This window comes from Sporolactobacillus sp. CQH2019 (genome assembly GCF_028765345.1).
In the GTDB taxonomy this organism is placed as follows: Bacteria; Bacillota; Bacilli; order Bacillales; family Sporolactobacillaceae; genus Sporolactobacillus.
The window spans coordinates 179,390-204,217 of record NZ_JARAJZ010000002.1 but is presented as its reverse complement, the minus strand read 5'-3'; the positions used below and the strand labels follow the sequence as shown (position 1 = coordinate 204,217).

24 protein-coding genes and 1 other annotated feature are annotated in these 24,828 nt (G+C 50.4%); of the genes, 23 read left to right on the top strand and 1 reads right to left on the bottom strand.

The window, feature by feature from the left end:
• Positions 1-325: 325 nt before the first annotated feature.
• The 19 genes from OYT88_RS03950 to obgE all read left to right on the top strand — a co-directional run bounded on the left by OYT88_RS03950 (position 326) and on the right by obgE (position 20,335).
• Positions 326-2,962 (top strand): valine--tRNA ligase, encoded by a 2,637-nt coding sequence (locus OYT88_RS03950; RefSeq protein ID WP_274398103.1) that lies wholly within the window; start codon positions 326-328, stop codon positions 2,960-2,962.
• A gap of 89 nt (positions 2,963-3,051) precedes the next feature.
• Positions 3,052-4,371: a bifunctional folylpolyglutamate synthase/dihydrofolate synthase gene (locus OYT88_RS03945; protein ID WP_274398102.1), complete on the top strand. Its 1,320-nt coding sequence runs from the start codon at positions 3,052-3,054 to the stop codon at positions 4,369-4,371.
• Between the two features lie 353 nt (positions 4,372-4,724).
• Positions 4,725-4,982, top strand: a complete 258-nt coding sequence (locus OYT88_RS03940) for a hypothetical protein (protein ID WP_274398101.1) — start codon at positions 4,725-4,727, stop codon at positions 4,980-4,982.
• Between the two features lie 376 nt (positions 4,983-5,358).
• Entirely contained in the window at positions 5,359-7,053 is a 1,695-nt protein-coding gene (locus OYT88_RS03935; protein ID WP_274398100.1) for a sensor domain-containing diguanylate cyclase, read from the top strand.
• A 669-nt stretch (positions 7,054-7,722) separates the two neighbouring features.
• Positions 7,723-8,775 (top strand): hypothetical protein, encoded by a 1,053-nt coding sequence (locus OYT88_RS03930; RefSeq protein WP_274398099.1) that lies wholly within the window; start codon positions 7,723-7,725, stop codon positions 8,773-8,775.
• 217 nt (positions 8,776-8,992) lie between these two features.
• Complete coding sequence (gene radC, locus OYT88_RS03925) at positions 8,993-9,679, top strand: RadC family protein (RefSeq protein WP_274398098.1); 687 nt, start codon at positions 8,993-8,995, stop codon at positions 9,677-9,679.
• A gap of 72 nt (positions 9,680-9,751) precedes the next feature.
• A complete protein-coding gene (locus OYT88_RS03920) occupies positions 9,752-10,795 on the top strand; it encodes a rod shape-determining protein (RefSeq protein ID WP_274398097.1) in 1,044 nt (347 codons plus the stop codon).
• A 37-nt stretch (positions 10,796-10,832) separates the two neighbouring features.
• Complete coding sequence (mreC, locus tag OYT88_RS03915; protein WP_274398096.1) at positions 10,833-11,699, top strand: rod shape-determining protein MreC; 867 nt, start codon at positions 10,833-10,835, stop codon at positions 11,697-11,699.
• Positions 11,696-12,211 carry a rod shape-determining protein MreD gene (gene mreD, locus OYT88_RS03910; protein WP_274398095.1) on the top strand — a complete coding sequence of 172 codons (516 nt, stop codon included), beginning with the start codon at positions 11,696-11,698 and terminating at the stop codon, positions 12,209-12,211. Before mreC ends, mreD begins: the two co-directional genes overlap by 4 nt.
• A gap of 97 nt (positions 12,212-12,308) precedes the next feature.
• Complete coding sequence (gene minC, locus OYT88_RS03905; RefSeq protein WP_274398094.1) at positions 12,309-13,001, top strand: septum site-determining protein MinC; 693 nt, start codon at positions 12,309-12,311, stop codon at positions 12,999-13,001.
• 28 nt (positions 13,002-13,029) lie between these two features.
• Positions 13,030-13,827, top strand: a complete 798-nt coding sequence (gene minD / locus OYT88_RS03900) for a septum site-determining protein MinD (RefSeq protein WP_274398093.1) — start codon at positions 13,030-13,032, stop codon at positions 13,825-13,827.
• A 174-nt stretch (positions 13,828-14,001) separates the two neighbouring features.
• The gene (locus OYT88_RS03895; protein ID WP_274398092.1) at positions 14,002-14,814 is read left to right on the top strand and encodes a M23 family metallopeptidase; all 813 of its coding nucleotides are present in this window, start codon (positions 14,002-14,004) and stop codon (positions 14,812-14,814) included.
• Complete coding sequence (locus tag OYT88_RS03890) at positions 14,807-15,658, top strand: M50 family metallopeptidase (RefSeq protein ID WP_274398091.1); 852 nt, start codon at positions 14,807-14,809, stop codon at positions 15,656-15,658. Before OYT88_RS03895 ends, OYT88_RS03890 begins: the two co-directional genes overlap by 8 nt.
• 80 nt (positions 15,659-15,738) lie before the next feature.
• Entirely contained in the window at positions 15,739-16,896 is a 1,158-nt protein-coding gene (locus OYT88_RS03885; protein WP_274398090.1) for a ribonuclease E/G, read from the top strand.
• 61 nt (positions 16,897-16,957) lie between these two features.
• Positions 16,958-17,111 (top strand) — a sequence feature (ribosomal protein L21 leader region).
• Positions 17,112-17,126: 15 nt separating this feature from the next.
• The gene (rplU, locus tag OYT88_RS03880) at positions 17,127-17,435 is read left to right on the top strand and encodes a 50S ribosomal protein L21 (RefSeq protein WP_274398089.1); all 309 of its coding nucleotides are present in this window, start codon (positions 17,127-17,129) and stop codon (positions 17,433-17,435) included.
• A gap of 11 nt (positions 17,436-17,446) precedes the next feature.
• A complete protein-coding gene (locus OYT88_RS03875; protein ID WP_274398088.1) occupies positions 17,447-17,803 on the top strand; it encodes a ribosomal-processing cysteine protease Prp in 357 nt (118 codons plus the stop codon).
• Entirely contained in the window at positions 17,790-18,086 is a 297-nt protein-coding gene (rpmA, locus tag OYT88_RS03870; RefSeq protein ID WP_274398087.1) for a 50S ribosomal protein L27, read from the top strand. The genes OYT88_RS03875 and rpmA overlap by 14 nt, the downstream gene beginning before the upstream one ends.
• Positions 18,087-18,515: 429 nt before the next feature.
• Positions 18,516-19,070, top strand: coding sequence for a Spo0B C-terminal domain-containing protein (locus OYT88_RS03865; RefSeq protein WP_274398086.1), 555 nt, complete (start codon positions 18,516-18,518; stop codon positions 19,068-19,070).
• A complete protein-coding gene (gene obgE, locus OYT88_RS03860) occupies positions 19,052-20,335 on the top strand; it encodes a GTPase ObgE (RefSeq protein WP_274398300.1) in 1,284 nt (427 codons plus the stop codon). Before OYT88_RS03865 ends, obgE begins: the two co-directional genes overlap by 19 nt.
• 58 nt (positions 20,336-20,393) lie before the next feature.
• Here the strand turns inward: obgE and OYT88_RS03855 are convergent, their stop codons facing one another.
• A complete protein-coding gene (locus OYT88_RS03855; protein ID WP_274398085.1) occupies positions 20,394-20,930 on the bottom strand; it encodes a transcription repressor NadR in 537 nt (178 codons plus the stop codon).
• Positions 20,931-21,128: 198 nt separating this feature from the next.
• Here OYT88_RS03855 and OYT88_RS03850 point away from each other — a divergent pair, with 198 nt between their 5' ends.
• The 4 genes from OYT88_RS03850 (at position 21,129) to ruvA (ending at position 24,811) form a co-directional block, all read left to right on the top strand.
• On the top strand, positions 21,129-22,463 hold the full coding sequence (locus tag OYT88_RS03850) for a LysM peptidoglycan-binding domain-containing protein (RefSeq protein ID WP_274398084.1): 1,335 nt from the start codon (positions 21,129-21,131) through the stop codon (positions 22,461-22,463).
• A gap of 103 nt (positions 22,464-22,566) precedes the next feature.
• Positions 22,567-23,148 (top strand): YhcN/YlaJ family sporulation lipoprotein, encoded by a 582-nt coding sequence (locus tag OYT88_RS03845; RefSeq protein WP_274398083.1) that lies wholly within the window; start codon positions 22,567-22,569, stop codon positions 23,146-23,148.
• A 145-nt stretch (positions 23,149-23,293) separates the two neighbouring features.
• A complete protein-coding gene (locus OYT88_RS03840) occupies positions 23,294-24,019 on the top strand; it encodes a YebC/PmpR family DNA-binding transcriptional regulator (protein ID WP_274398082.1) in 726 nt (241 codons plus the stop codon).
• 189 nt (positions 24,020-24,208) lie between these two features.
• Positions 24,209-24,811, top strand: a complete 603-nt coding sequence (gene ruvA / locus OYT88_RS03835; protein ID WP_274398081.1) for a Holliday junction branch migration protein RuvA — start codon at positions 24,209-24,211, stop codon at positions 24,809-24,811.
• Positions 24,812-24,828 lie beyond the last annotated feature (17 nt).

Genomic DNA, 24,828 nt, shown 5'->3' with positions numbered 1-24,828 from the left:
ATATATAATAATAATTACAAAACTTAAATGCTGAGACAGGGAGTAGTACATGTCTTTATGCTGGAAGCGAACGGATGAACGGTCCGCTCGCTGTGAGAGAGGGAAACCGGTGCGCTGAGAGGTTTCTCCTGCTGCCGGAGTGGAAGTTGCCCTTGAGCAGTCCTGCTGAAACGCACCATTCAGGCGGAGTAGGGAGGTCCGGGAACCCGTTATCAATTATGAAGTGTGCACGGCTGTGCAAATAAAGGTGGTACCACGGAGCTTTCTTCGTCCTTGCGATGAAGAGGGCTTTTTTAGTTTAACGGAATATAAGGGAGCTGTAAAAATGGCGGAAAACGAAATGGCAACGAAATACGATCCAAGTCTGACCGAAGAAAAGTGGTATAAGACATGGCGGGAAAGAGGGTACTTTAAGGCGGACGGGGATCCGGCAAAGAAACCGTATTCGATCGTCATCCCGCCTCCCAATGTGACGGGCAAACTGCACCTCGGGCATGCGTGGGACACGACAATGCAGGATCTGTTAATACGGTTCAAAAGAATGCAGGGCTATGATGCGCTTTATCTTCCGGGCATGGACCATGCGGGCATTGCCACACAGGCAAAGGTTGATGCCAAGCTGAGAAAAGAAGGCAAATCGCGTTACGACCTCGGGCGCGAGAAGTTTCTCAAGGTGGCCTGGGACTGGAAGGAAGAATATGCTTCTTTTATCCGCAAACAATGGGCAAAGCTCGGCCTTTCTCTCGATTACTCAAGGGAAAGGTTTACGCTCGACGAGGGATTGTCGCGTGCCGTCCGCAAAGTATTTGTCTCGCTTTATGAAAAAGGCCTGATTTACAGGGGCGCGTATATCATCAACTGGGATCCGGCTGCGCGGACGGCGCTGTCCGATATCGAAGTCATATACAAGGAGATACCCGGTTTTCTCTGGCATATCAACTATCCTCTGTCCGACGGTTCGGGCTCTATTCAGATTGCGACGACGCGGCCGGAAACGATGCTCGGCGATACGGCGATCGCTGTTCATCCGGATGACGAACGCTATCGGGACGTCGTCGGAAAAACCGCCATTCTGCCTATTGTCGGCAGGGAAATTCCGATCATTGCCGACAGTTACGTCGACCGTTCTTTCGGGACCGGAGCCGTAAAAATAACGCCGGCCCATGATCCGAATGACTTTGAAGTCGGCAACCGCCATGATCTCCCCAGAATTCTCGTTATTGACGAGTCCGGCAAAATGAATGAAAATGCCGGCAAATATCAGGGACTGGACCGCGATGAATGCCGGAAACGGATCGTCAGCGATCTGGAGAAAAGCGGTGCGCTGGCTTATACGGAAGAACATGTCCACGCTGTCGGGCACTCGGAACGCACTGGTGTTGTTGTCGAACCGATTCTATCGACGCAATGGTTCGTCAAAATGAAACCGCTGGCCGAGGCATCGCTGGATATCCAGAAAACGGACGGCAAGGTCCATTTTGTTCCGGAACGGTTTGAAGGAACGTACAGGCACTGGATGGAAAATATCCGCGACTGGTGCATTTCCCGGCAGCTGTGGTGGGGGCACCGGATACCGGCATGGTACCATAAACGGACCGGCGAAGTGTATGTCGGGATGGAAGCGCCGAAAGATATCGAAAACTGGAAACAGGATGAGGACGTGCTTGACACATGGTTCAGTTCCGCCCTTTGGCCGTTCTCAACGATGGGCTGGCCGGACGAAGAAAACCCTGATTTCAAGCGGTATTTTCCAACCGATGCGTTGGTAACCGGCTACGACATCATCTTCTTCTGGGTGGCGCGCATGATGTTCCAGTCGACTGAGTTTACGGGAAAAAGCCCGTTCCGCGACGTCCTGATCCATGGCCTTGTACGCGATGAACAAGGACGGAAGATGAGCAAATCGCTCGGGAACGGCATTGACCCGATGGATGTTATTAAACGTTACGGAGCAGACGCACTGCGCTATACACTGGCGACGGGAACGACTCCGGGTCAGGACCTGACTTTTCAGTGGAGCAAGGTCGAGGCGAACTGGAATTTTGCCAATAAGATCTGGAATGCGTCGCGCTTTGCAATCATGAACCTGGACGGCTTTTCGTTTGACGACATCGATCTGACCGGCGGCAAATCCGTCGCCGACCGCTGGATTTTAGCGCGGCTGAACCTGACGATTGAAAAAGTGACCGCGCTCTATGAGAGTTATGATTTCGGCGACGCCGGGCATTATCTCTATCAGTTCATCTGGGACGATTTCTGCGACTGGTATATCGAGATGGCCAAGCTGCCGCTCTATGGAGCAGACGGGCCGGCCAAGAATACCGCCAGATCGGTTCTGACCTATGTACTTGACAAAGTACTGAAGCTGCTTCATCCGATCATGCCTTTTATTACCGAGGAAATCTGGCAGCACCTGCCGCACAGCGGCGAAACGATCATGCGCAGCGAATGGCCGGACAGCGCAGCGGAATGGACCGACCCGGCTGCGGAAGAGGAAATGGCGCTTTTGCAGAATATTATCCGCTCCGTACGCAACATCCGCTCGGATAATCATGTCGCGCCTAAAAAACCGGTCGCAATACTGATCCGGAGCGCTTCCGAAAAAGAGACAGGTATTCTGAATCGGAACAGGATCTACATTGAACGCTTCTGCAATCCCTCCTCTCTTGAGATCGGGACAGACGTCCGCTCTCCGGAGAAAGCAGTGTCCGCCGTTGTAACCGGGGCAGATGTCTATCTTCCGCTTGAAGGACTGATTAATCTTGATGACGAAATACAAAGGCTGGGCAAGGAACTGGATAAAATGAATGCGGAAGTGGACCGGGTCCGGAAGAAACTGGGCAATCCGCGTTTCGTCGATCAGGCTCCGGAGCAAGTGGTCGGCAGGGAACGTGAGAAAGAAAAAGATTATTTGCAGAAACGGGATAAAATTCAGGCGAGAATGGCTGAGTTAAAAGCCTGACAGTGGACATTTGACGTCCGGTGCCGGAAAATGAACGGTGATGGGAAGCGGTTTCCACTGCCGTTTATTGATCATATGGGGGTTATGCCATGTTTACAACAATTGAAGAGACACTTCAGTGGATTCACGGGCTGATTCCGCATGGAATTAAACCCGGCACAAAGAGGATGGAATGGATGCTGGCCAGAATCGGCCGCCCTGAGCGGAAGATCCGGGCCGTGCATGTCGGAGGAACGAACGGCAAAGGATCGACGGTCTGTTACCTGTGGCATATTTACCAGGAGGCCGGCCTCAAGGTCGGCACATTTATCTCGCCTTATATTACGTCTTTTAATGAACGGATCATGGTAAACGGCCGGCCGATCAGCGATCAGGACCTGATCGAAGCTGCCAATATTGTCTATCCGCTGACTCAGGCGGTCAATGCCGAGACGGATCTGGGCGAGCCGACTGAATTTGAAGTCGTGACGATGCTTAGTTTTGTCTATTTCGGGAAACTGAATAAATGCGATCTGGTGATTTATGAGGTCGGCCTCGGCGGCCGTCTTGACTCCACGAATGTGATTCATCCGCTTGTTTCTGTGATTACGAACGTTGCCATGGATCATATGAAACAGCTGGGCAATACGATCACCGGCATTGCCCGGGAGAAGGCGGGAATCATCAAGAACGGCGTCGGTATTGTCACGACCGCGGAAGATCCCGATGCGCTGGCGGTCATCCGTCAGACGGCCGAAGCCAAAAAGGCGAATCTGTATGTTCTTGGCGAAGCGTTTCGGGTCAAATCGCTCGGCCATGATGAAACAGGGGAACATTTCAGCTTTGACGCTTTCTATCTGCATGAACCGGATCTGGCCATTCGCATGAAAGGCGAGCATCAGCTGAAAAATGCCGCAGCTGCATTAATGGTTGTCGAGTATCTGCAGACCTTTTATAACATTTTAGTACAAAAAGACGAAATCAGATCGGGACTGCAGAAAACGATCTGGCCGGGGCGCTTTGAGCGCGTGTCGGAAAAACCTCTGATCATTATCGACGGCGCCCACAATGTCCAGGGCACCGAAGCGCTTGTCAAAACCGTGATGCGCTATTATCCGGACCGTCAAGTTCATGTGCTCTATGCGGCGCTTAAGGACAAGCAATACAGGCAGATGGTTCAGATCATCGGGAGGGCGGCCGCAGATCTCACATTGACGACATTCGCCTATCCCCGTGCGGCGGGGAGCGAACTGCTCTACGCGGCATCCGGGCACGACAGAAAAAGGGAGATTGCGGACTGGAAGGAAGCACTGAATCGACTGATCCGCGAAACGGGAGAAAACGATATGCTGCTGATCTGCGGATCGCTCTATTTCGTTTCTGAGGTACGGCACTATCTGCTGGATCCAGTATACAGCCGGATGCGTTAATCATAAAAAAGGTCTTTTTTACCTGTTCGTTCGATTGAAACATTCACGTCCTGCCCGCCTGCCGCTGCCGGAATCCGTGATTATCAATCGTTGCGTGCGGTTTTATCGACCGCCGCAGGTTATCGGCCGTTATGCAAAGCTTATCGACTGATAGACCCGCTGATCCGGCCGGAAGGAGAGCCCATTTGGCCGATAGACTTGCTGATCCGGCCGGAAGGAGGGCCCATTTGGCCGGAAGACCCACTGATCTGGCCGGAAGGAGGGCCTATTTGGCCGGAAGACCCGCTGATCCGGCTGGAAGGAGAGCCCATTTGGCCGGAAGACCCGCTGATCCGGCCGGAAGGAGCCTCTATTTGGCCGATTTAACGGTTGCAAGGAGCAGTTTAATGGTCGTGTCCATTTTAACGGTCGGAGCGCCCGGATTTTCGGTCGTTATACAGAGTTTATCGACCATGAGAGGCAGTTTATCGATCATTTTGGCCGATTTAACGGTTGCAAGGAGCAGTTTAACGGTCGTGTCTATTTTAACGGTCGGAACGCCCGAATTTTCGGTCGTTATACAGAGTTTATCGACCATGAGAGGCAGTTATCGATCATTTTGGCCGATTTAACGGTCATTGGGAGCAGTTTAACGGTCGTGTCTCTATTTTAACGGTCGGAGCGCCTGGATTTTCGGTCGTTATGCAGAGTTTAACGGCCGTTACGTGCCGTTGAGCCGAATCAGATGCTGCCGGCAGAGCGCACGCCGCCTCAATTATCTTTTTAAAATGTATATTCGCTGAATAAAGAGAATACAAACGTTTTTTAGTAAGAAAAGCCTTGCAACCTGTTAGTCCGGGTTGTAAGGCTTCTTTTTTAGTAAGAAAAATCAGATGTTTCGAAAAACCTTCCATTATTTATATTATTTTGTTACAATACACTTAGTCAAAAAGTATGAGTTTGATCGGAATGAATCGCACATCTTGACAAAAAAAGGGGGAAGTGCGATTGAATAAAATAAGAGAACGAGCGATAGGACTGATCTGGTTCGTCACGGTTTCTGTTTCTTTTCCGCTTATATACGTGGCTAATCCGCCGAAAAACGATTCCGTTTCCTCGATTCTCACTGTGGGTCTTGTTTTCATGATCACCGCTCTTTTCAGTTTCAAGGTGAAAGGAACGGATATTATTGTTCTTCAGGGAATCGGTCTTGCTGCGTTCCTCATTTTCGGACTGTTTGTCGAGGCCTTAATGACACAATTCGGCATCCTTGTTTATTTGCTGTCCCAACGGATCGGCAGAAACGAAATATATCGCATTCCTCTGAATTCTCTGATGTTCCTTGCGGTCTCCGTCTCTGCTGCCCTCACTTATTACGGGCTTGGAGGAAGAACAGAAGAAATAGGAAGCAGTCTGCTCACCGTAAATCTTATCCCGGTTTTTGGTTATTATCTGGCTTCCTATGTGGTGAATGAGATTTTTTTATATTCTTATCGCAGTTGGTTTCTCCCCGGAACGAGAAAAGTAAAAGTCATCGAAAGAGACAGCGTCTGGGAAATCGCCGCGACTTTTTTGATGATGCCACTCGGAATTGCTTTTTACTACATGTATTCAATCAGAGGCCTGCCCGGGATGTTTATTATTGCAATCCCGATGGTCGCTTTGTCGATGGTCATCCGGAGTATCAGCAGCAGTCAGGAACTGGTCCGCTTTTTACAAAAGGTGAACCATCTTGGGCAGAAGCTGACGGGAGAGCTTTCAGCTGAAAACGTCCTTGATTTGTTTTTTGATCGGGTCCCTGAAATGATCCCGGCCGATTATTTGTACATTGTCAGTTACGCGCAGCCTGATAAACCGAAAATCGTCCGTCTTTACCGGCGGGATGACGGCGGAAATTTTATACCGTTTCAGAAGGAGGCCGATGTCAGCCTTCATGTATATCGTGAAGGCAAACCGGTCATGGGTCTGAAGAATAAAAGCAGCTATCCTTTTCTGCAGGCTCTTTCGGCAGGGAACGCCCGGTCTTTTCTTTCTGTGCCGATGATATATCACGACCAGGTCATCGGTGTCCTGACCCTTGCTTCCGACATGAACAAAGCCTACACTAAGACCAATCGCATCGGTATAGAGATTATCGGTGACTTTCTCGCCATTGCACTTGAAAACGCCCGTAACTTTGAAATACGGAAAAAAGAAAGCGAAAGGTGCCCCCTGACCGATCTTTACAACTACAGATATCTGATGAAGGCGCTGACGCGTATTTTCAGTGATCCTGCATCGGCGGTTTTTTCCATTATCATGATGGACATTGATAATTTTAAGGCGGTGAACGATACATTCGGTCATCAAAACGGCAACGCCGTGCTGATCGGCGTTGCCGACAGGCTTCGCAGGACGGTTGGGAACAAAGGGATCATTGCCCGTTATGGAGGGGAGGAATTTACGGTTATTTTGCCGGAAATGGATCAGAATCTCTGCTTTGCGATGGCGGAATCGATCCGGCAGGCGGTCGCCTCCGAACCCTTCATGATCTATATTGAGAATGAACGCCGTTACAAGCAGATCAGAATTACGATCAGTCTGGGGACGTCGACCGCACCCCTGGATGCCGAAGATCCGACGGAACTGATTAACAATGCCGATCATGCGATGTATGCCGGCGCTAAGCGCAAGGGGAAAAACCGCGTCGCCCGCTTTGTTTAACGGGCCGTTTCATAAGTAATATTAAGGTCTTTGATTTAGTTATAACGCGATGATACATTCGAATCATTTCTCTGCTACCCATCATTTACCCATACCCATCATTCATTTTTGAATCCTTCCACCGGACGTACCGAGCGGATCCGTTATCTGTATAGCGTTTGTATTGGCTGATGCCGGATCTTAACTGGATCGAAGAAAGCAGTGAAAATTGTGGCGCTTTTTTGTTCGACGGCCATCGACTTTGTTTTACAATCTTCTCTGCACCCGGAAGCTATTTCCCGCGAAATAGCGAACGAAAAAGCCGGCCTCCCTCTGTTTACGGGCCGTACAGCCGGGCAATCATCGGTAAAAGGCTCCATCCGTCAGCAACGTGCCGGCATCAATTAACATTTTTAGGACAATACGTGTAATCATCGGAACTTAATCCGTTTTTTAAAACTGGCAGCGGCCGTTCATTTGCGAATAATCGCGACGATCATCTAAGGAATTGTCAAAATTCAGGAGCATTTGATCAGACTGGATGTACAGGATGAATGAGCGTATTCTGTAAAATAACAGCGAAAAAAAAAGGAAGCGAGACGACATAGGTCTCGTCCTTTTTTGTCTGCTCTATGCTATCCTTTATCGGAAGAAATCCTGTTTTCCGTCTCGACGAAAGGAGAAATGGATTTGGACGATCAGAAAAAAAAGTCGCCGCAGGTAATCATTCGGTTCAATGGAGAAAAGCATACGCTTGAAGAATGGGCAAAGCGGGAAACGGCTGCGGATAAAGAAAAAGATTTGGACTGGAGCCGTGCCTTTCCAAAGAATCCGGATACTGCCGATAGAGACGACAGCATATATAAGCATCATAAGGCAAATCGGACTGAACCTTACTTTCATATCGGGCGCATGTTCGGCCGGAGGAAAACAAATTGGCTTCCGGGCCGAAGAGCGATCCGCGGAACGCTTTATACGGTCAGATACTTCTGGCTTCCGGCGGCGGCGGCCGTTATTGTCGGCCTGTCAATCGGCCTGTCAATGCTGCTTGTTTTTACCGGGCAGAACCGGCCGGAACAGGCAGCCTGGACGTCCGGGACCGTTCGTTCATCGACTGCGGGGTCATCGCTTTCTTCTCCCCTTACACAGCGGAGCCTCGCCCTTTCCGTCTACGTAGTTCAGACAGGCGTCTATACAACGCAGACGGCCGCCGGACAGGCTGCGTCGCGGCTCAGAAATGAAGGCGTAGCAGCCGTCACTTTTAACCAGGGCAATGCGGATATTTTCATAAGTGCCGCTTCGACGGCTTCCGGGGCCGCAAAATTAGCCGGATATTTTAAAAATCAGGGGATACCGGTATACCAGAAAAACGTTCAGTTCAGTGCATCAGCGAATCCGGCAGTCTTAAAGGACAGCCGCACGGCTTCTTTTGCCGCTCGCGGCAGGGCTCTGGTACAGGAGCTGCTTCAGATCTCGGAAGAAGCCGCCGGCAATCGGTTTTTCCCTTCCAGTCAAGCAGTTGCCCAAATGGACAGGCTTCTTAAAGATTGGAAACTGCCGGCCGCCGGTGCCTTAAGCGGCAGCAACAGGCAAACGGCCGTTAATTTTCAGAAGAGCGTTAATACGGCTGCGAGCAGGGCGCGTGCGATGCGGGCAAAGGGAACGGGCGCGACTTTTAACAGCTACCAGCAGTCTCTTCTCGAGGCAATTATGTCATATCGCGATCTGATCGGAAAAGAATGATCCGAACTGGAAATAAGTAATAAGACATGTTTTTGAATTATATTGTCATAAATGAGAAAATCCCGTCGAAAATAGATAAAGACAGCGATAGAAATGATCTTTTTCCATATTTTTCTCTCTGCAGGAATCTGCCGGAAGAGGTATGTTAGAACCAAACAGCAGCGGCACGGATTGCCGGGGAAGGAGGCAATCTGCCTGGCGGAGGGAGAATCGATCGATGAGTGAACACGTGATGATGAAAGATGTACCGAATGAGGAGCGGCCGAGAGAACGGCTGATCCGTGAGGGAGCAAATTCGCTGTCGAACCGGGAACTGCTGGCCATTATCCTCCGATCGGGGACCAAAAACGAGTCGGTGCTCCGGCTTTCGGAACGGCTCATCAGCCATTTCGAAGGGCTGGATCTTCTGAGGGACGCCAGCGTTGAAGAACTGAGAAAGGTCCGGGGCATCGGGACGGCCAAAGCGGTTCAGCTGCTCGCCAGTTTCGAAGTGGGCAGGCGTATGGCCCGGCTGCGCACCGAAGCGCACTATACCGTTCGCTCCCCTGAAGACGGGGCCAATTTTGTTATGGAAGAAATGCGGGTGCTGAAACAGGAGCATTTCATCGCCCTTTTTCTGAACACCAAAAACCAGGTCCTTCATAAAACAACGATCTTCATCGGCAGCCTTAACTCGTCGATTGTCCATCCCCGCGAGGTGTTCAAAGAAGCGGTCAGGCGTTCGGCGGCAGCGATCATTTGCTTTCACAATCATCCGAGCGGCGATCCGTCGCCGAGCCGGGAAGATATTGAGGTTACAAAGAGGCTGGTTTCATGCGGGAGAATATTAGGCGTTGACGTGCTTGATCACATCGTGATCGGAGATCGAAAATTTGTCAGCCTTAAGCAAAAAGGTATGATGTAGCTCTATGTTTTTAAGAATAACTAATATATAATTAATGTTATGAGTTTCGCAAGTTGAAGGGAGATTACATAGATGTTTGGCGGATTTTCAAAGGATATGGGGATAGACCTCGGAACAGCGAACACGCTGGTTTACGTTAAAGGAAAGGGTGTCGTTGTCAGAGAGCCGTCCGTTGTAGCATTGCATACAGATACGGGAGTTATCGAGGCTGTCGGCAGCCCCGCTAAAAATATGATCGGCAGAACACCCGGCAATATAGTCGCCGTCCGTCCGATGAAAGACGGCGTCATCGCCGATTTCGATACGACGGCAACCATGATGAAATACTTTATCAATGAGGCGCAGAAACAGCGCTCGATGTTTTCGCGCAGGCCGAATGTGATGGTCTGTGTACCGTCGGGAATTACGGCTGTGGAGAAGCGGGCGGTGGAAGATGCCACCAAACAGGCAGGCGCAAGAGAAGCGTATACGATTGAAGAACCCTTTGCCGCCGCAGTAGGTGCGGATCTCCCGGTCTGGGAACCGACCGGCAGTATGGTGGTCGATATCGGCGGCGGAACGACGGAAGTCGCAATCATTTCACTGGGCGGCATCGTCACCAGCCAGTCGATCCGGGTTGCCGGAGACGATATGGACGAAGCGATTATTCAATACATTAAGAAGACGTACAATCTGATGATCGGTGAACGGACGTCGGAAAATTTAAAAATTCAGATCGGCTCGGCCGGCCATTCCGATGAGATCGAAAGCACTTCGATGGAAATACGCGGGCGCGATCTTTTAACAGGACTGCCGAAAACCATTGAAGTCACGGGGAAAGAGGTTGCCTCGGCGCTGAAGGATACAGTAAATCAGATTATTGAGGCTGTGAAAGTGACACTTGAAAAAACGCCTCCGGAACTTGCGGCGGATATCATGGACAGAGGCATTGTACTGACGGGCGGCGGTGCGCTCCTGAACAATCTCGATCATGTGCTGAGCGACGAGACCAAGATGCCGGTGGTGGTTGCGGAGAACCCTCTGGACTGCGTAGCTATCGGTACCGGCCGTTCCTTGGAAAATCTGCATCTTTTTCGTTCAAAATCGAGGATAACCGCATCCTCAAGCAGAAAATAACTCTGAAAATCAATGTAACGACTGAGCAGGTGTATTCATGCCTTCATTTTTTTCAAACAAAAAACTGATTGTTCTTCTTGCAAGCCTTGTCGTTTTGATTGTGCTGATCAGTTACTCGTTCAGGCAGGGAACCAAATCGTCATGGCCGGAACAATTTGTGCAGGACACGGTAGGATGGTTTCAATATGTGATGAATGTGCCCGCTCAATATGCAGCGGGTTTCTTTCAGAATGTCGGTGATATCAGCAATGCGTATAAAGAGAATCAGAAACTGAAGGCAGACCTGGCCGACTATGCGCGGGTCGAACAGGAGAACAGGGATATTACCCAGAGATACAATGACTTGAAGAAACTGATGAAAATAGAAAACAGTGCCGATCTTTTCGATTATACAAAGCATACAGCTCTTGTGATCGGACGTTCCTACGATCAATGGAATCAGATTGTGACGGTAGATAAAGGCCGGATTGACGGAATCCGTACCGGAATGCCGGTGGTCGCTCCCGGCGGACTGATCGGCACGGTCTCCCGGACAGGGAATTTTACCAGCGAAATTTCCCTTATTTCCGATAATCAGAATGTCAATCAAATTTCCGCAATCATTCAGAATACAAAAATTTACGGAATGATTGAAGGATTCGACGCGACGAAGGGGCGGCTTTTGTTTCAGAAAATCCCACTCAGTTCCAATATAAAAAAAGGCCAGATTGTCACCACATCCGGACTTAGTGACATGTATCCCGCCGGTTTATTGATCGGCACCGTGACTTCTGTTTCGACGGATCAATACGGCCTGACAAAAGCTGCCGAGGTGAAACCTTCTGCAAATCTCAATGACCTGACTTCTGTCGTCATTATTGAGCGAAAGGCGAAAACGCCTGGTTCTGGAGGGACACTTAATTGAAACAGCTGAAACTTTTTATTATTTTATTTCTGCTTTTTCTTATTCAGGGAACGATTCTGACCCGCCTTCCAATCGGGACAATCTGGAAGTCTGTTCAGATTGTTCCTGATTTTTTGTTTGTTGCTCTGCTTATGATTTCTTTTTTTGCCGGAAGCAGTCTGGCGATGCGATATGCCGTTTTCTTCGGCTTACTGACCGATCTCGTCTATACATCGGTGATCGGGGTCTATGCATTCAGCATGACACTGGCCGTCTATTTGGTTTCTTCCGCCGCCCGCTGGCTGAATCTGAATACGATGACTGTTGTGCTGCTGGCGGGACTCGGCGTCTGCCTGCTTCAGGCCGAGGTGTATCTGATCTATTTGGCGATCGGGCTGACTGCTCAGCCGCCGCTCGATTTTCTTCGGTGGCGCCTTCCGGCGACGTTCCTGCTCAATGCTGCTTTCGCGTTAGTAATCTATTATCCGTTCCATCATTTTCTGCAAGGCATGACCAAGCTGGAAAATAAATAGAATGCCGGCTCTCCGCTTTCATCTGAAGCGGAATGGTTAAAAGAAGGATTTCCTGTACTTCTTATTGAATTCAATCATATCGAGGTGAAAAATCCCGATGTCAGTCAGACAGTCTCTTGTCACGATGAAAGGAAGAAAAGACGGGCTTGTACTGGTCATGGACGATGCCTGCGCCTATGAAGCGCTGCTTCAGGAATTAAAAGAAAAATTGTCGGTTAATCAGCATCTTTACAGGGAAGGCCCCGTGACTTCGGTCAAGGTCCAGGTTGGAAACCGCTACATCAGCGAATCCCAGCGTTCGGAACTGACGGCGATCATCCGCTCGTTTGATCACCTGAAAGTTGATGATATTCAGTCCAATGTGCTGACACGTGAAGAATTTGAAACGGAAAAGTCGAAGGAAAAAATTGTTTCTGTGGCGAGAATGATCCGGTCAGGTCAGGTTCTCTCGGTAGAGGGCGATTTGCTGCTGATCGGCGATGTGAACCCGGGAGGCGTTGTTTCGGCGACCGGCAATATTTTTGTGCTCGGGGCGCTTCGAGGAATCGCCGCTGCAGGAACGCAGGGAAATGAGCGGAATGCGGTGATCGCGGCTTCGATCATGCAGCCGACACAGTTGAAAATCGGGCGGGTCATCAGCAGAACTGAGGAAGAGCCCGCTAATGAAATGAAAAACGACCACGTGCTGGAGTGCGCTTATCTTGATTCGTCTGTCGACAAGATCGTGATCGACCGTCTCCACACTGTTTTGAAAAAAAGGCATTTGTCTTTATTGCTTACGAAACCTTAAATCTTTATAAAGTAGAGAGGTGTTAACTATGGGGGAAGCAATCGTTATAACTTCGGGCAAGGGCGGTGTCGGCAAGACAACAACATCTGCAAATATCGGGACGGTTCTGGCGCTGCAGGGCAAAAAGGTGTGCCTTGTGGATACGGATATCGGTCTGCGTAATTTAGATGTCGTTATGGGACTTGAGAACCGTATCATCTACGATCTTGTCGATGTGGCTTACGGGCGGTGCAAATTAAATCAGGCGCTCGTAAAAGACAAGCGTTTTGACTGCCTTGATCTGCTTCCGGCTGCGCAGACAACAGATAAAAATTCTGTAAAGCCTTCGGAAATGAAAAAGATGGTCGATGAATTGAAAGCGGACTTTGACTACGTGATCATCGACTGCCCGGCCGGCATCGAACGCGGCTTTCAGAATGCAGTGGCCGGTGCGGATCATGCGATTGTAGTTACGACTCCCGAAATATCGTCGGTCCGTGATGCGGATCGAATCATCGGCCTGCTGGAACAGGAAAAAGGAATCACCCCCCCGCGCTTAATTATAAATCGCATCCGTCAGCACATGATTAGAAGCGGAGGAATGCTTGATATTGACGAAATCATGAATATTCTGGCTATTGATCTGCTCGGCATTGTTGTGGATGATGAGAATGTGATTTCTTCGGCAAACAAAGGGGAACCGATTGCCCTCGACCCTTCTTCAAAGGCGGCGCAGGCCTACCGCAACATCGGGCGGCGCATTCTCGGCGAAACCGTTCCTTTAATGGTCATTGAAGAAAAAAGCGGGTTTCTTCATAAGTTCAAAAGTTTGCTCGGTATGAGATAAACGGGGATAATCAGCGAATGTAGCGAAACCGCTGCCATGGGAAGATCTTTTCCGAAAACGGCAGCGGTTTTTTCATGCATCCGTCATTAGAAAACTGAGAATCGGATGGGTTCGAAGAACGGATTCTGCCGCGGTTATTTCTGAACGATCATAATTCTTCCGGAGCCGCATAAAATGTTTAAAAAAGGACAAGCGGGAAGGAAGAAGGAAATGAATGGTTACGATGAATATCGAAGAAGGCATCGGGAACGAAGCAGGAGAACCCTTCAGACGATACGTCCGTCCGGACTGCCGCCGGTACGCGATCTCGGCAGCCCTTATGACCGGTACGGCCCGTCGCCGGGCACCGGAAAAGATCGGCGGTCCGTGTCACTTGCCCGTCGTCTGCTGATCCAGTGCCTGATCTCCGCTCTCCTTTTCTCATCGGTCTATTGGATTGAACAGAATAAGAACGCACGTCTGCTTCCCGCCAAACAATCCATTGTAACGGCGCTGACTCAGGAATTTCAGTTCACTGCCGTCTCCGATTGGTATGAAAAAAATCTGGGGCAGCCCATCAGTTTTCTTCCCGATTTATTAAACGGAAATAAAGGGAATCAGACAGCTTCCGGATCTTCTTCCAATAGTAAGAACGGCGCTTTTGCCGAACCGGTGACCGGCCAGCTGCAGGATCATTTTAATAAACAGACAAACGGGATTACGGTTTCGACGTCGCCGAATTCGACCGTCGAAGCCGCTAAGGACGGATTGGTCGTGTTCGTCGGCCAGAAAAGCAAAATAGGCAAGACGGTTATTATACAGCATCAGAACAGTGATGAATCATGGTACGGGGAGCTGAATCAGGTTAATGTCAAGGTTTATGATTTTGTCAAACAGGGTCAGAAAATAGGAACGACAGGCGGCAGCGGCAAGCGGGGAACGTTTTATTTTGCTCTGAAGAAAGGACAGAAGTTTATCGATCCTATCCAGGTGATGTCTTTTGATTAATTTTCTGATTTCAAAGAAAATCAGAATTCACCCGTTGTTTTGGCTGGTCATTGCGGCAGGAATTGTGACGGGCCGCTTTTGGGAAACGGCGATCGCTTTTACCCTTGTTCTGATTCATGAGTGCGGACATGCTGCTGCAGCTCTTTACTTCGGCTGGCATCTCACCTCGATCGAACTGCTGCCCTTTGGCGGCGTAGCTAAGATTGATGAAGAGGAGGAGCATTCTTTTAAACAGGAGTGCCTGGTTGTCCTGGCCGGGCCGCTTCAGCATGTTTGGCTGCCTCTCCTTTCTCCGGTCCTGTCCGCGCTGCCGTTCTGGAACGGAACCATGCATCAATTGTTTATCGATCAGAACAACGCTCTGCTGTTTTTCAACATGCTGCCGATCTGGCCCCTGGACGGCGGCAGGCTGCTTCATCTATTTCTGCAGAAAAATGTCCCGTTCAAACCGGCGTATGAAAAGGTGCTTCTGTTCTCGCTGGTGTCACTGATTTTGTTCAGCCTGATTATTTTGTATTTTTTCCCGTTTTCAGCAAACTTGTGGGTTGTTATTCTGTTTATTTTAGTGTCTCTTTATAATGAACGCCGTATCCTTTCCTTTCGTTTTCTTCGTTTTCTGCTGGCTGTTTCGCGCAGAAAAAGGCCGTGTTCAAAAGTCAGGACGCTGATGGTTCAACCGGACATGCCGATTCCCGCCGTTCTTTTGAAGTTTTACAAGAATTCCGAACACCGGATAAAAGTTGAAGGAAACATCCGAAAAACGATCGACGGAAAGGCTCTGGCCACCGCTTATTTCAGCGGGCTTTCCGCGGGGACGACCATCGATGAATACGTGCCTGAATGATTGCCCGAATGCCGGATGCATTGCGCCTGCTCCCGATTTTTGCGATAATTATCTGAAAGGGCGGGAGAAAAGGTGATTCTGTGCGTGAAGAAAGCTATACAATTGTTGTTGATAAAGAAGAAAAGGGCGTTCGTGCCGCTTTTCTGAAAAATAACGATGTGCTCTCTTTTTATTTCCGGCCGTTTTCGCGACAGGTCGGCGCGGGCGATATTTGTCTGGGGAAAGTAACCGGCGACCGGCTTCGCCAGGTGGGCTGGTTCATGGACCTGGGACACGGGCGGAGCGGATTCCTGCCCGCCAATAAGATCGTATCCCGCCGTCAGCCGGAGCCCGGAGAATTCCGCATCGTCCAGATTGAAAAAGAGGAGAGTGCCGGGAAAACGGCCGGGCTCACGGAACAGATTCAGATCATCGGCAAAGGAATTATTTATCTGCCCTTCGGCCGCTATATCGCTGTTTCACATAAAATCAGCGAACATCGCGATCTTTTTCGGGAACGGGCCTCGGAATGGTGCGTTTCTCCCGAAGGTGCGATTGTACGGACAATGGGTGCACGGATGGATGTCGGCCGGCTTCATAATGAGTTCCAGAAACTTAAAGCACGATGGAGAAAAATCAGTGAAGACGGCGGCCGGATGAACCGCCCCGGGTTAATCAGACGGCAGCTGTCCTTTATCGCCTGGATTTTAAACGAAAATCATTTTCCGGCGTCCTGTACTGTCTACACCAATCTGCTTCTTGATGATACCGGCCTCCCGGATCATGTATCGGTCAACTATCAGCCGGACGGGAACAATCTCTTTGCCCGGCATAATCTAAACGGCGTTTTTGAGGCGTCGCTGCGTCCGCTTGTCCCGCTTCACGGCGGCGCGTCGCTGATCATTGATTACACCGAAGCACTGACGGCGATCGATGTGAACTCCGGATCGGCGCCGTTCCGGCAAGGATGGAAGGCCACGGCTCTGGATATTAACCGGTCGGCCGCGCGTGAGATTGCCAGACAGCTTCGGCTCAGAGAAATAGGCGGCATGATTGTCGTTGATTTTCTGCATCTGAACGACAGCAGCAGCCGGGAGAAAGTCCTGGAATATCTGAAAGCCGCGGTTCGTGACGATCCGGCCACTGTAAAGATTTTCGGCTATACAAAACTTGGATTGGTTGAACTGACGAGAAAGAGGCGGCGGTACGGATTAATGGACCGCGTGATCGAACGGCAGAGACAGGAAGAATATCGTTGACAAAACACGGAAAACTGTGATAAAATGCCTCTGTCATGTTTAAAAATGACAGAAAGGGAGCCTCTCGCTCCAACCGCACAAAAAAGGTAAAAGCATTCCTGTCCAAAGGACGGAAGGAAGAAAAAAACGTGCGGCAACCTGCTGCACGGCCGGTGTCTTTTGGCATTTACTAAAAGCCTCGGGGCTGCCTTGTTTTGGCGAGTCTGAGATCATAAAGGAGGTGCATTCGAATGTACGCAATCATTGAAACGGGCGGAAAACAGCTGAAGGTTGAAGAAGGCAAGTCGATTGTTGTTGAAAAGCTTGCGGCTGAAGCCGGCGATACGGTGACTTTTGACAAGGTGCTTTTCATCGGCGGCGAGGAGATTAAAGTCGGGGCTCCGACGGTGGAAGGTGCCAGTGTCACTGCTAAAGTCGTTGAACAGGGCCGTGACAAAAAAATCATTATCTTCAAATTCAAGAAGAGAAAACATTACCGCCGCAAACAGGGGCATCGTCAGCCGTTTACGAAAGTCACGATTGAAAAGATCAACGCGTAAGGGTGAGAAATATGATCATCCTGACGGTCGATCGCAATCGTAAGCGGGAAATTACTGCTTTTAAATTAACCGGACATGCCGGCAGCGGGCCTTATGGTTATGACCTTGTCTGCGCGGCAGTTTCCGCCGTTTCGTTCGGTGCTTTAAATGCCGTCGAGTCGCTGACGGGGACCAGAATGAAAGTATGTCAGGCGGAACAGGGCGGTTTTCTGGAATGCACTTGTCCTGAAGATGCCGCAGAGGATGTCCGGAATAAAACGCAGCTGATTCTGGAAGCGATGCTCGTGTCCATGAAGACAATTGAAACGTCTTACGGAGATTATATAAAAATTCATGATGAGGGAGGTGCCGGACATGCTGAAACTTGATCTGCAGTACTTTTCATCTAAAAAAGGTGTCGGCAGCACAAAGAACGGGCGCGATTCGATCTCAAAGCGTCTCGGCGCCAAGCGGGCGGACGGCCAGCTTGTAACGAGCGGTTCCATCCTGTTCCGTCAGCGCGGTACGAAGATTTATCCGGGTACAAATGTCGGCCGCGGCGGAGACGATACGTTGTTTGCCAAAGCAGACGGAATTGTGAAATTTGAGAAATTCGGCCATGACCGCAAGAGGGTCAGTGTTTATCCGGTAGAAGCCGTTAAGGAAGCGTGATTGCGCTGCTCTATGGTTGACGGCCTGACAGGGCCCCAAAGAGAATCAATATAATGAAACGGCGGGTGTTTTTTGCGTGTGCAAAGATCGCCCGCTGTTTTTTGTACAGAAGAATTGAAGCTGACCGGCATGATCCTTCTTTATCTGTCTCTGTGAGCATGTCTGCGGCTCATCCGGGGATCAGTCCGGGCGAGGTCTTCCGAATGGAGACTATGAGGCTTCCGACCCTATCCGGGATGCCCCCTCGATCCTGAGGCGATTCTTTCCGAGTTTAAGACGAACCGGGAGTGCCTTCCTATCGGGCCTGTGGGTACAGCGTTCATGCGCCGACGGATTATACGGAGAGCGATCATGGGCTCGGGTTATCCGGTGACCCGTTTTTTCTGTTATACTAAAGGGCAAGGTATGGCCGGGGAGGGCGAGAAGCCAATGTTTGATGAAAAGACGGGAGTCAAATTGATCGGTTCTGCCAGACATGTGCTGCTCAACGATCTGCAGCTGATCAAAGGCTATCTTTATATGCGGCAGCCGGAGAAAGCGAATTCGGTCATGGACCGGATGACGGATTATCTACGGAATCAGGCCCGTCTCTCTCATCTGCAGATTCCCAAATGCACCTTTTTTCTTATAACCTACGGCTGGGCTTCTCATCCGTTTCAGCTTTCTCTTGAAGTTGACGGTCCCGAGAAAAATCTTGGGCGGCACGATCAGGCGCTGACGGAGTTTTTTCAGGAACTGCTTTTTCTTTTTGAAGAGCAGGACCTGGAAACGACGGATAATTTTGTCAAAATTCGCTTTGAGACCGGGGACCCGGAGGTAGACATTCAAATCGTACATACGGGAAAACTGGCCGATGCAAGGGAAGCGGAGGAAAAGCTTATGGCAATAAAACTGAATCAATCGCTGGAATGGGTCAAACACTATATAACAAATAGCCGTGTCGGTGGAAGGACGAGGTGGGTCATTTGTTTGTCGATCAAGTAACCGTGTACGTCAAAGGCGGAGACGGCGGTAATGGAATGGTTGCCTTCAGGCGCGAAAAATATGTGCCCGACGGCGGTCCGGCCGGCGGGGACGGCGGAAAAGGAGCGGATGTCGTTTTTGAAGTAAACGAAGGCTTGCGGACGCTGATGGATTTCCGTTACAAGCGTCATTTCAAAGGGGAAAGAGGGGAGAACGGCAAGCCGAAAAATCAGTACGGCAGGAACGCGAAAAATCTGACTGTGCTTGTTCCCCCGGGAACGATCATTCACGACAGCCGGACGGGCGAAATGCTTGCGGACCTGACTGAAAACGGGCAGCAGGCGGTCGTTGCGAAAGGGGGAAGAGGCGGCAGAGGCAATTCCCGTTTTGCGACGGCGGCCAATCCGGCTCCCTACATCTCGGAGAATGGCGAGCCCGGCGAGGAACGGGAGATCCGGCTTGAACTGAAGCTGCTTGCAGACGCCGGCATAGTCGGCTTTCCGAGCGTCGGGAAATCGACATTGCTCGCTGCAGTTACCTCTGCGAAACCGAAAATTGCCGCTTATCATTTTACAACGCTCGTTCCCAATCTGGGCGTCGTTGCTCTTGGGGAAGGGCAGAGCTTTGTCATTGCCGATCTGCCGGGACTGATCGAAGGCGCGAGCCAGGGTGCGGGACTCGGCTATCAGTTCCTGCGTCATATTGAACGGACGCGGGTGATTATTCATGTTGTCGATATGTCGGGCAGCGAGGGACGGGATCCGTATGAAGATTTTAAAAAAATAAATGAGGAATTGAAAAGTTATCAGTGGCGTTTGCTCGAACGCCCGCAGATCGTCGCCGCAAGTAAAATGGATATGCCGGAGGCACAAAAAAATCTGGACCGTTTTGTCGGGAAAATCGGAAAAAATATTCCTGTCTGCCCGGTTTCCTCCGTGACCCGTTCCGGCCTGGGTACACTGATGAATAAAGTTTACGAGCTGATTGAAAAAACACCGCCGTTTCCGCTTGAGGACGCGCATAAGGAGGAACATCCGTCTGTTTACCGGCCGGAACAGCCCGAGAAACCTTTTATGATCACGAAAGATAAAGACGGGATCTTTAATGTGTCCGGTCCGAAAGTGGAGCTGCTGTTCAAAATGACGAATTTTCATCATGATGAAGCGATTCGTCGTTTCGCAAGGCAGCTGCGCAGCATGGGGGTGGATGACGCCCTGCGGAAAAAAGGAGTCGAGGAAGGCGACACGGTTCGCATCCTGGACTATGAATTTGAATATACAGATTGATTTCCTGCCGGAAACGAGCGGGTCCGCAAGATCCGCCCCCTTCCGGCAAAAAAGCGGGTTATAGTAAATAACCCGCTTTTTTTAATAAACGGACGGCAGCATCCAGGCGGTCATTCGAAAGGGCTTCCAGCCTGTGCAGGTGGACGCCGCCCGTCAGCGATGAAAGTAGCGCCGCACCTGTCTGTTTCATCTTGCCGATAAAACGGTCGACATCCATCCGATTGCGGATCATCAGAGAGCCGGTGATTTCCCCGTAAAACGGATGCTCGACAGTGACGTCGACAACCGTCACGCCGCAGTCGACGATCAGATTCAGCTCATTTTCCGTCTGCTGCATGGTATGCCTGCAGGCAATCGTCCGTGTCTTCATTTCCGATTGCGGTTTTGCCAGGAAAAGATATCCTTGCGACGTCGCTATAATCGGATATTCTTTCGCCTTGAGCAGGGAGATATCCTGAACGATGACCTGGCGGCTGACATTCATCTGTTCGGCCAGTTCGCTTCCCGTGACCGGCTCCGATGATTGCCGTAAACGTTCAAGAATCATTTTTCGCCGTTCGTTCCCGGATCGGCGTTTCACTTTTGTCTGGGCCATGGTTAACACTCCGCAATCATTGTTTGTTTTTCATTATAATCATTTTTCGGGAATTCTGCACGCCGCGCGCCGTCCACGGCCGGACGAAGAATAAAGGCATCGCGCCTTTTCCGGGCGAACGCTCTTTTCGGTAAAGAGTGGCAAAACGCCCAGCCGTGCCATATATATAGAATGACTTTCACAGGAGGGATGGAAACCGTGAAATTGTATGTTGTTCAAAAAGACGACACGATGGCGGAAATTGCGCGCAAACACGGTATGACCGTTGATGAGTTCAGAAAGATGAATACAGGATTGACAGACGAAAGAATGGTTCAGGGAATGAAAGTAAAAGTGGCTGTCGGCAAGCAGCCTTTAAAACTTTCGGAGCAGGAAATCCGTTCGGAAAAGACGAAGCAGCCGCTGAAAGCACAGCCCCCGCAGAAACAGGCAGCCGCTCAGAATCAGCCGAAGCCGGCTGCCGCGCCGATTGCCAAGCCGAAAGCGCCTGCCGCTTCTCAGAAAATGAATGTAACCCCGTCGAATGTTCAAAGTGTGAAAAAACCGGCCGCTCCCGCCGCCGTAAAAAGCGAAGGAATCGCGGTTAAGGCGGCGCAAGAAACGGATTTTTCAAAAGTATTTTATCCAAAGGAAAGCCAGTATCCGATGACCGGAGAGATGTCGGGCTACTGGAATCAGCCGGCCGCGGCCGCACCGTCGGCAGCTGCCGGAAAACAGCCTTATGCTTCTGCTGCCCCGGAGGGCTATCCGGGTATTCCTGCCGGCCCGGCGCCGCAAATGGCTCCGTACTATCCTCCGGGTCCGGCTTATCAGGAAAGTCCCTCGAGTCCGTATTATCCGGCATCCGCCGCCCCGGGCTATCCGGAAAATCCTGCCGGCCCGCTGGCACAGACGGCTCCGTATTATCCGCTGAACCCGGCTTCACAGGTTTCTCCGAATCCGTATTATTCGCCCAAACCGGTTGAGAATCCGGCAATTAATCCGGCTTCACAGGTGAACCCGTACGCTCCGGCAGTAAATGGAAATGCCGCAAAGCCGTATCATCCTGCGGTGCAGGGCCAATCGGCGAAACCGGTGAAGGGTCCGGCGCCGCAAGTGAGTCCTTCTTTATTTTCGCAACAGCCCATAAAGGTGGATCAGCCGTACACGCCGGCAACAGGTTCCGGTGCTCCGAATCCGGCAGCTTCACCGTGGACGAATCCTCAGATGCCGGGTCCGGTGACCGCGCCTGCGTTTCAGGAACAAGGCCCGCCGCTTCAGGCTTTCCCGAAAGCGGGTAAAGCAATCCCGTATGATCCGTCAGCAATCGCCGGCTATCCGTTTCCTTATATGCCGGGTTTTAAAAAACCGGGACCGCCCTGTGGATGCGGCGGACCTGCCGATCCGTCGCTTTATCCGCCCTATTCGCCGTTCGGCCCGCCGCCCGTCAGCTATTACGGAGGGAATCAGCCTCCGCAGCCGGTGACCCATAATGCCGCGGCAGCGCCGGCTTACCAGCAAGGGCCGCCGAACGTGCCGCAAAAAAAGAAATAAAGCAGAGCTATTTTACAAAATATGTAAATTTAACGGTAAAAATTCATAAGCGTAAAACCCGCTCCCATCACACATGATAATTTTGTGAAGGGAGGTTTTTATATTGAAAAAAGCAATGAGCGCACTGGGCATTATGCTCATGGCAACCGGTATTTTTTCCGGGTGCCGGGCGGATAATGCCGCGAACTACAATCCGAATGCACCGCGCGACATCAATTATCGGGTGGATCGCTACAGTTCGAATGCCGCAGTTACTCCGAATCCAATCACTTCGGCTCCGACCAATTACAACGCGACGACCCGGACAAATCCGGCTAATCATTTGAATGTTCAGTCGGATCGGAAACTGGCCAAAAAGATTGCCAATAAGGCGAAGACCGTCAAAGGAATCGCTCAGGCCCACGTTATCGTGACAAACGACAGCGTTGTCATCGGAGCGGTCCCCGACCGGGGCCGGACGGATACGGCAAAGTTAAGAAAAGAAATTGTGTCTGCTGTCCGATCGCTTGCCGGAAAGAGATCGGTTTATGTGTCGACCGACAATCGTTACGTGCAGAGGATTACGGCGGTTGAAGCGAATTTCAATGCTGGAAAGGGAATGCGTGAAGCACGTGCCGATGTTGTCGGAATCATTGACGATCTTTCCAGAGCCGTCAAGCGTCCGTTTCAAAATAACACTAAATAAAATCGCAGCGAAGCAAAGGAGCGGGGAGAAATCCCTGCCCTTTTTTTAAAGGTAAAAAATATGTATAATGGTAACGGAAATAGGTTTCATTATAGCACGCCGGTTTCTACGGTATCATAGAGGATTGATGAAAGGGGATTAGAGTATGTCCGGACATTCTAAATGGAATAACATACAGCACAAAAAAAATGCAATGGATGCCATTCGGGGCAAGGCATTCATGAAATTGTCCAAGGATATTTTCACGGAGGCAAAGCGGGGCGGCGGCGACCCGGATATGAACGCGGGTCTGAGGCACGCTATTGAAAAGGCAAAGGAAGCCAATATGCCCAATGATAATATTGCCCGGGCAATTAAGAAGGCCAGCGGCAATCTTGACGGGGTGACCTATGCTGAGATCACCTATGAAGGATACGGCCCGGGCGGCGTTGCGGTGATGATTGATGTACTGACCGACAACCGCAACCGGTCGGCCTCGGAAATCCGCCATGCCTTTACGAAAAGCGGCGGCAATCTCGGCGAATCGGGAAGTGTTGCCTTCATGTTCGATCGGCAGGGCATGATCGAAATTGAGGGAAAGGAAGATCTGGATGAGGATCAGGTCATGATGGACGCCATCGAGGCCGGAGCGGACGATATGAAGACTGAGGACGGAACGTTTATCATTACGACAGCTCCCGAGAGCCATGAAGAGGTTAAACGGGTGTTGGAAGAGAAAGGTTATGAAATTGACCGAGCTGAAATCGCGATGGTTCCGAAGACGAAAACAGCCTTATCCGGCAAGGATCTTGAAAAAATGGAAGCTTTAATGGACGCGCTGGAAAATAATGACGATGTTCAGGACATTTACAGCAACCTGGAAGAGGCCTGATTTCTTTTATTGTGCCAGGCATGATTCAGAAAGCATATTTTTCAAAGCAGCGGGACTACGGAGGACATTCGGTCGGGAATGTCCTTATCTTTTTTCAATCTTTGTGATCCGGCTGCAGCTTGTGCTATCATATTAGAAGAATGACTTCTGTATGGATGTTTAAAAATGGACGGATGAGGAGCTAAGCTTGTGTTCGATTATATACGGGGGTTGCTGACGTATCTTTCCGGAAACGGTATTGTTCTTGAGCAGGGGGGCATCGGCTACCGGATTGTCTGTGCCAATCCGTTCAGCTATCAGCCGCTGCTGAATCATGAGGCCACCCTTTATCTGTTTCAGTACCTTCGTGAAGATGCCAACGTATTGTACGGTTTTAAGACACGTGAGGAACGCGAGCTTTTTGTCAGGCTGCTGACCGTTTCCGGCATCGGACCGAAAAGTGCGCTGGCCATTCTGGCTTCGGATCATCCGGAACGGATCATACAGGCTATCGAAGCGGAAGATGAGCATTATCTGACCCGGTTTCCGGGAGTCGGCAGGAAGACGGCCGGACAGATTGTTTTGGATTTGAAAGGAAAACTGAATGATTTTGCCGTACAGGATGGAAGCGCCGATGAAGAAGAAAGTTCTTCGGAAAACGGGAATCATCCGTTGACGGAAGCTCTGGACGCTTTAAAAACGCTCGGATATTCGGACAAAGAAATCGGCCGTCTGATTCCCATACTAAAAAAGCAGGATCTGTCGGCAGAAAATTATCTTAAAGAGGCCCTTCGCTTGATGATGAAGGCATAAGAGGGGAGAGTGAAGAC

What these genes read in the sequence shown, in the direction of transcription:
- OYT88_RS03840 (WP_274398082.1), top strand. Translation starts at nt 23,294, where the DNA reads ATGTCCGGACATTCTAAATGGAATAACATACAGCACAAAAAAAATGCA.
- minC (WP_274398094.1), top strand. Translation starts at nt 12,309, where the DNA reads ATGTCAGTCAGACAGTCTCTTGTCACGATGAAAGGAAGAAAAGACGGG.
- OYT88_RS03865 (WP_274398086.1), top strand. Translation starts at nt 18,516, where the DNA reads ATGTTTGATGAAAAGACGGGAGTCAAATTGATCGGTTCTGCCAGACAT.
- minD (WP_274398093.1), top strand. Translation starts at nt 13,030, where the DNA reads ATGGGGGAAGCAATCGTTATAACTTCGGGCAAGGGCGGTGTCGGCAAG.
- OYT88_RS03895 (WP_274398092.1), top strand. Translation starts at nt 14,002, where the DNA reads ATGTTTAAAAAAGGACAAGCGGGAAGGAAGAAGGAAATGAATGGTTAC.
- OYT88_RS03875 (WP_274398088.1), top strand. Translation starts at nt 17,447, where the DNA reads ATGATCATCCTGACGGTCGATCGCAATCGTAAGCGGGAAATTACTGCT.
- mreC (WP_274398096.1), top strand. Translation starts at nt 10,833, where the DNA reads ATGCCTTCATTTTTTTCAAACAAAAAACTGATTGTTCTTCTTGCAAGC.
- OYT88_RS03950 (WP_274398103.1), top strand. Translation starts at nt 326, where the DNA reads ATGGCGGAAAACGAAATGGCAACGAAATACGATCCAAGTCTGACCGAA.
- rpmA (WP_274398087.1), top strand. Translation starts at nt 17,790, where the DNA reads ATGCTGAAACTTGATCTGCAGTACTTTTCATCTAAAAAAGGTGTCGGC.
- radC (WP_274398098.1), top strand. Translation starts at nt 8,993, where the DNA reads ATGAGTGAACACGTGATGATGAAAGATGTACCGAATGAGGAGCGGCCG.
- OYT88_RS03920 (WP_274398097.1), top strand. Translation starts at nt 9,752, where the DNA reads ATGTTTGGCGGATTTTCAAAGGATATGGGGATAGACCTCGGAACAGCG.
- rplU (WP_274398089.1), top strand. Translation starts at nt 17,127, where the DNA reads ATGTACGCAATCATTGAAACGGGCGGAAAACAGCTGAAGGTTGAAGAA.
- OYT88_RS03945 (WP_274398102.1), top strand. Translation starts at nt 3,052, where the DNA reads ATGTTTACAACAATTGAAGAGACACTTCAGTGGATTCACGGGCTGATT.
- OYT88_RS03855 (WP_274398085.1), bottom strand. Translation starts at nt 20,930, where the DNA reads ATGGCCCAGACAAAAGTGAAACGCCGATCCGGGAACGAACGGCGAAAA.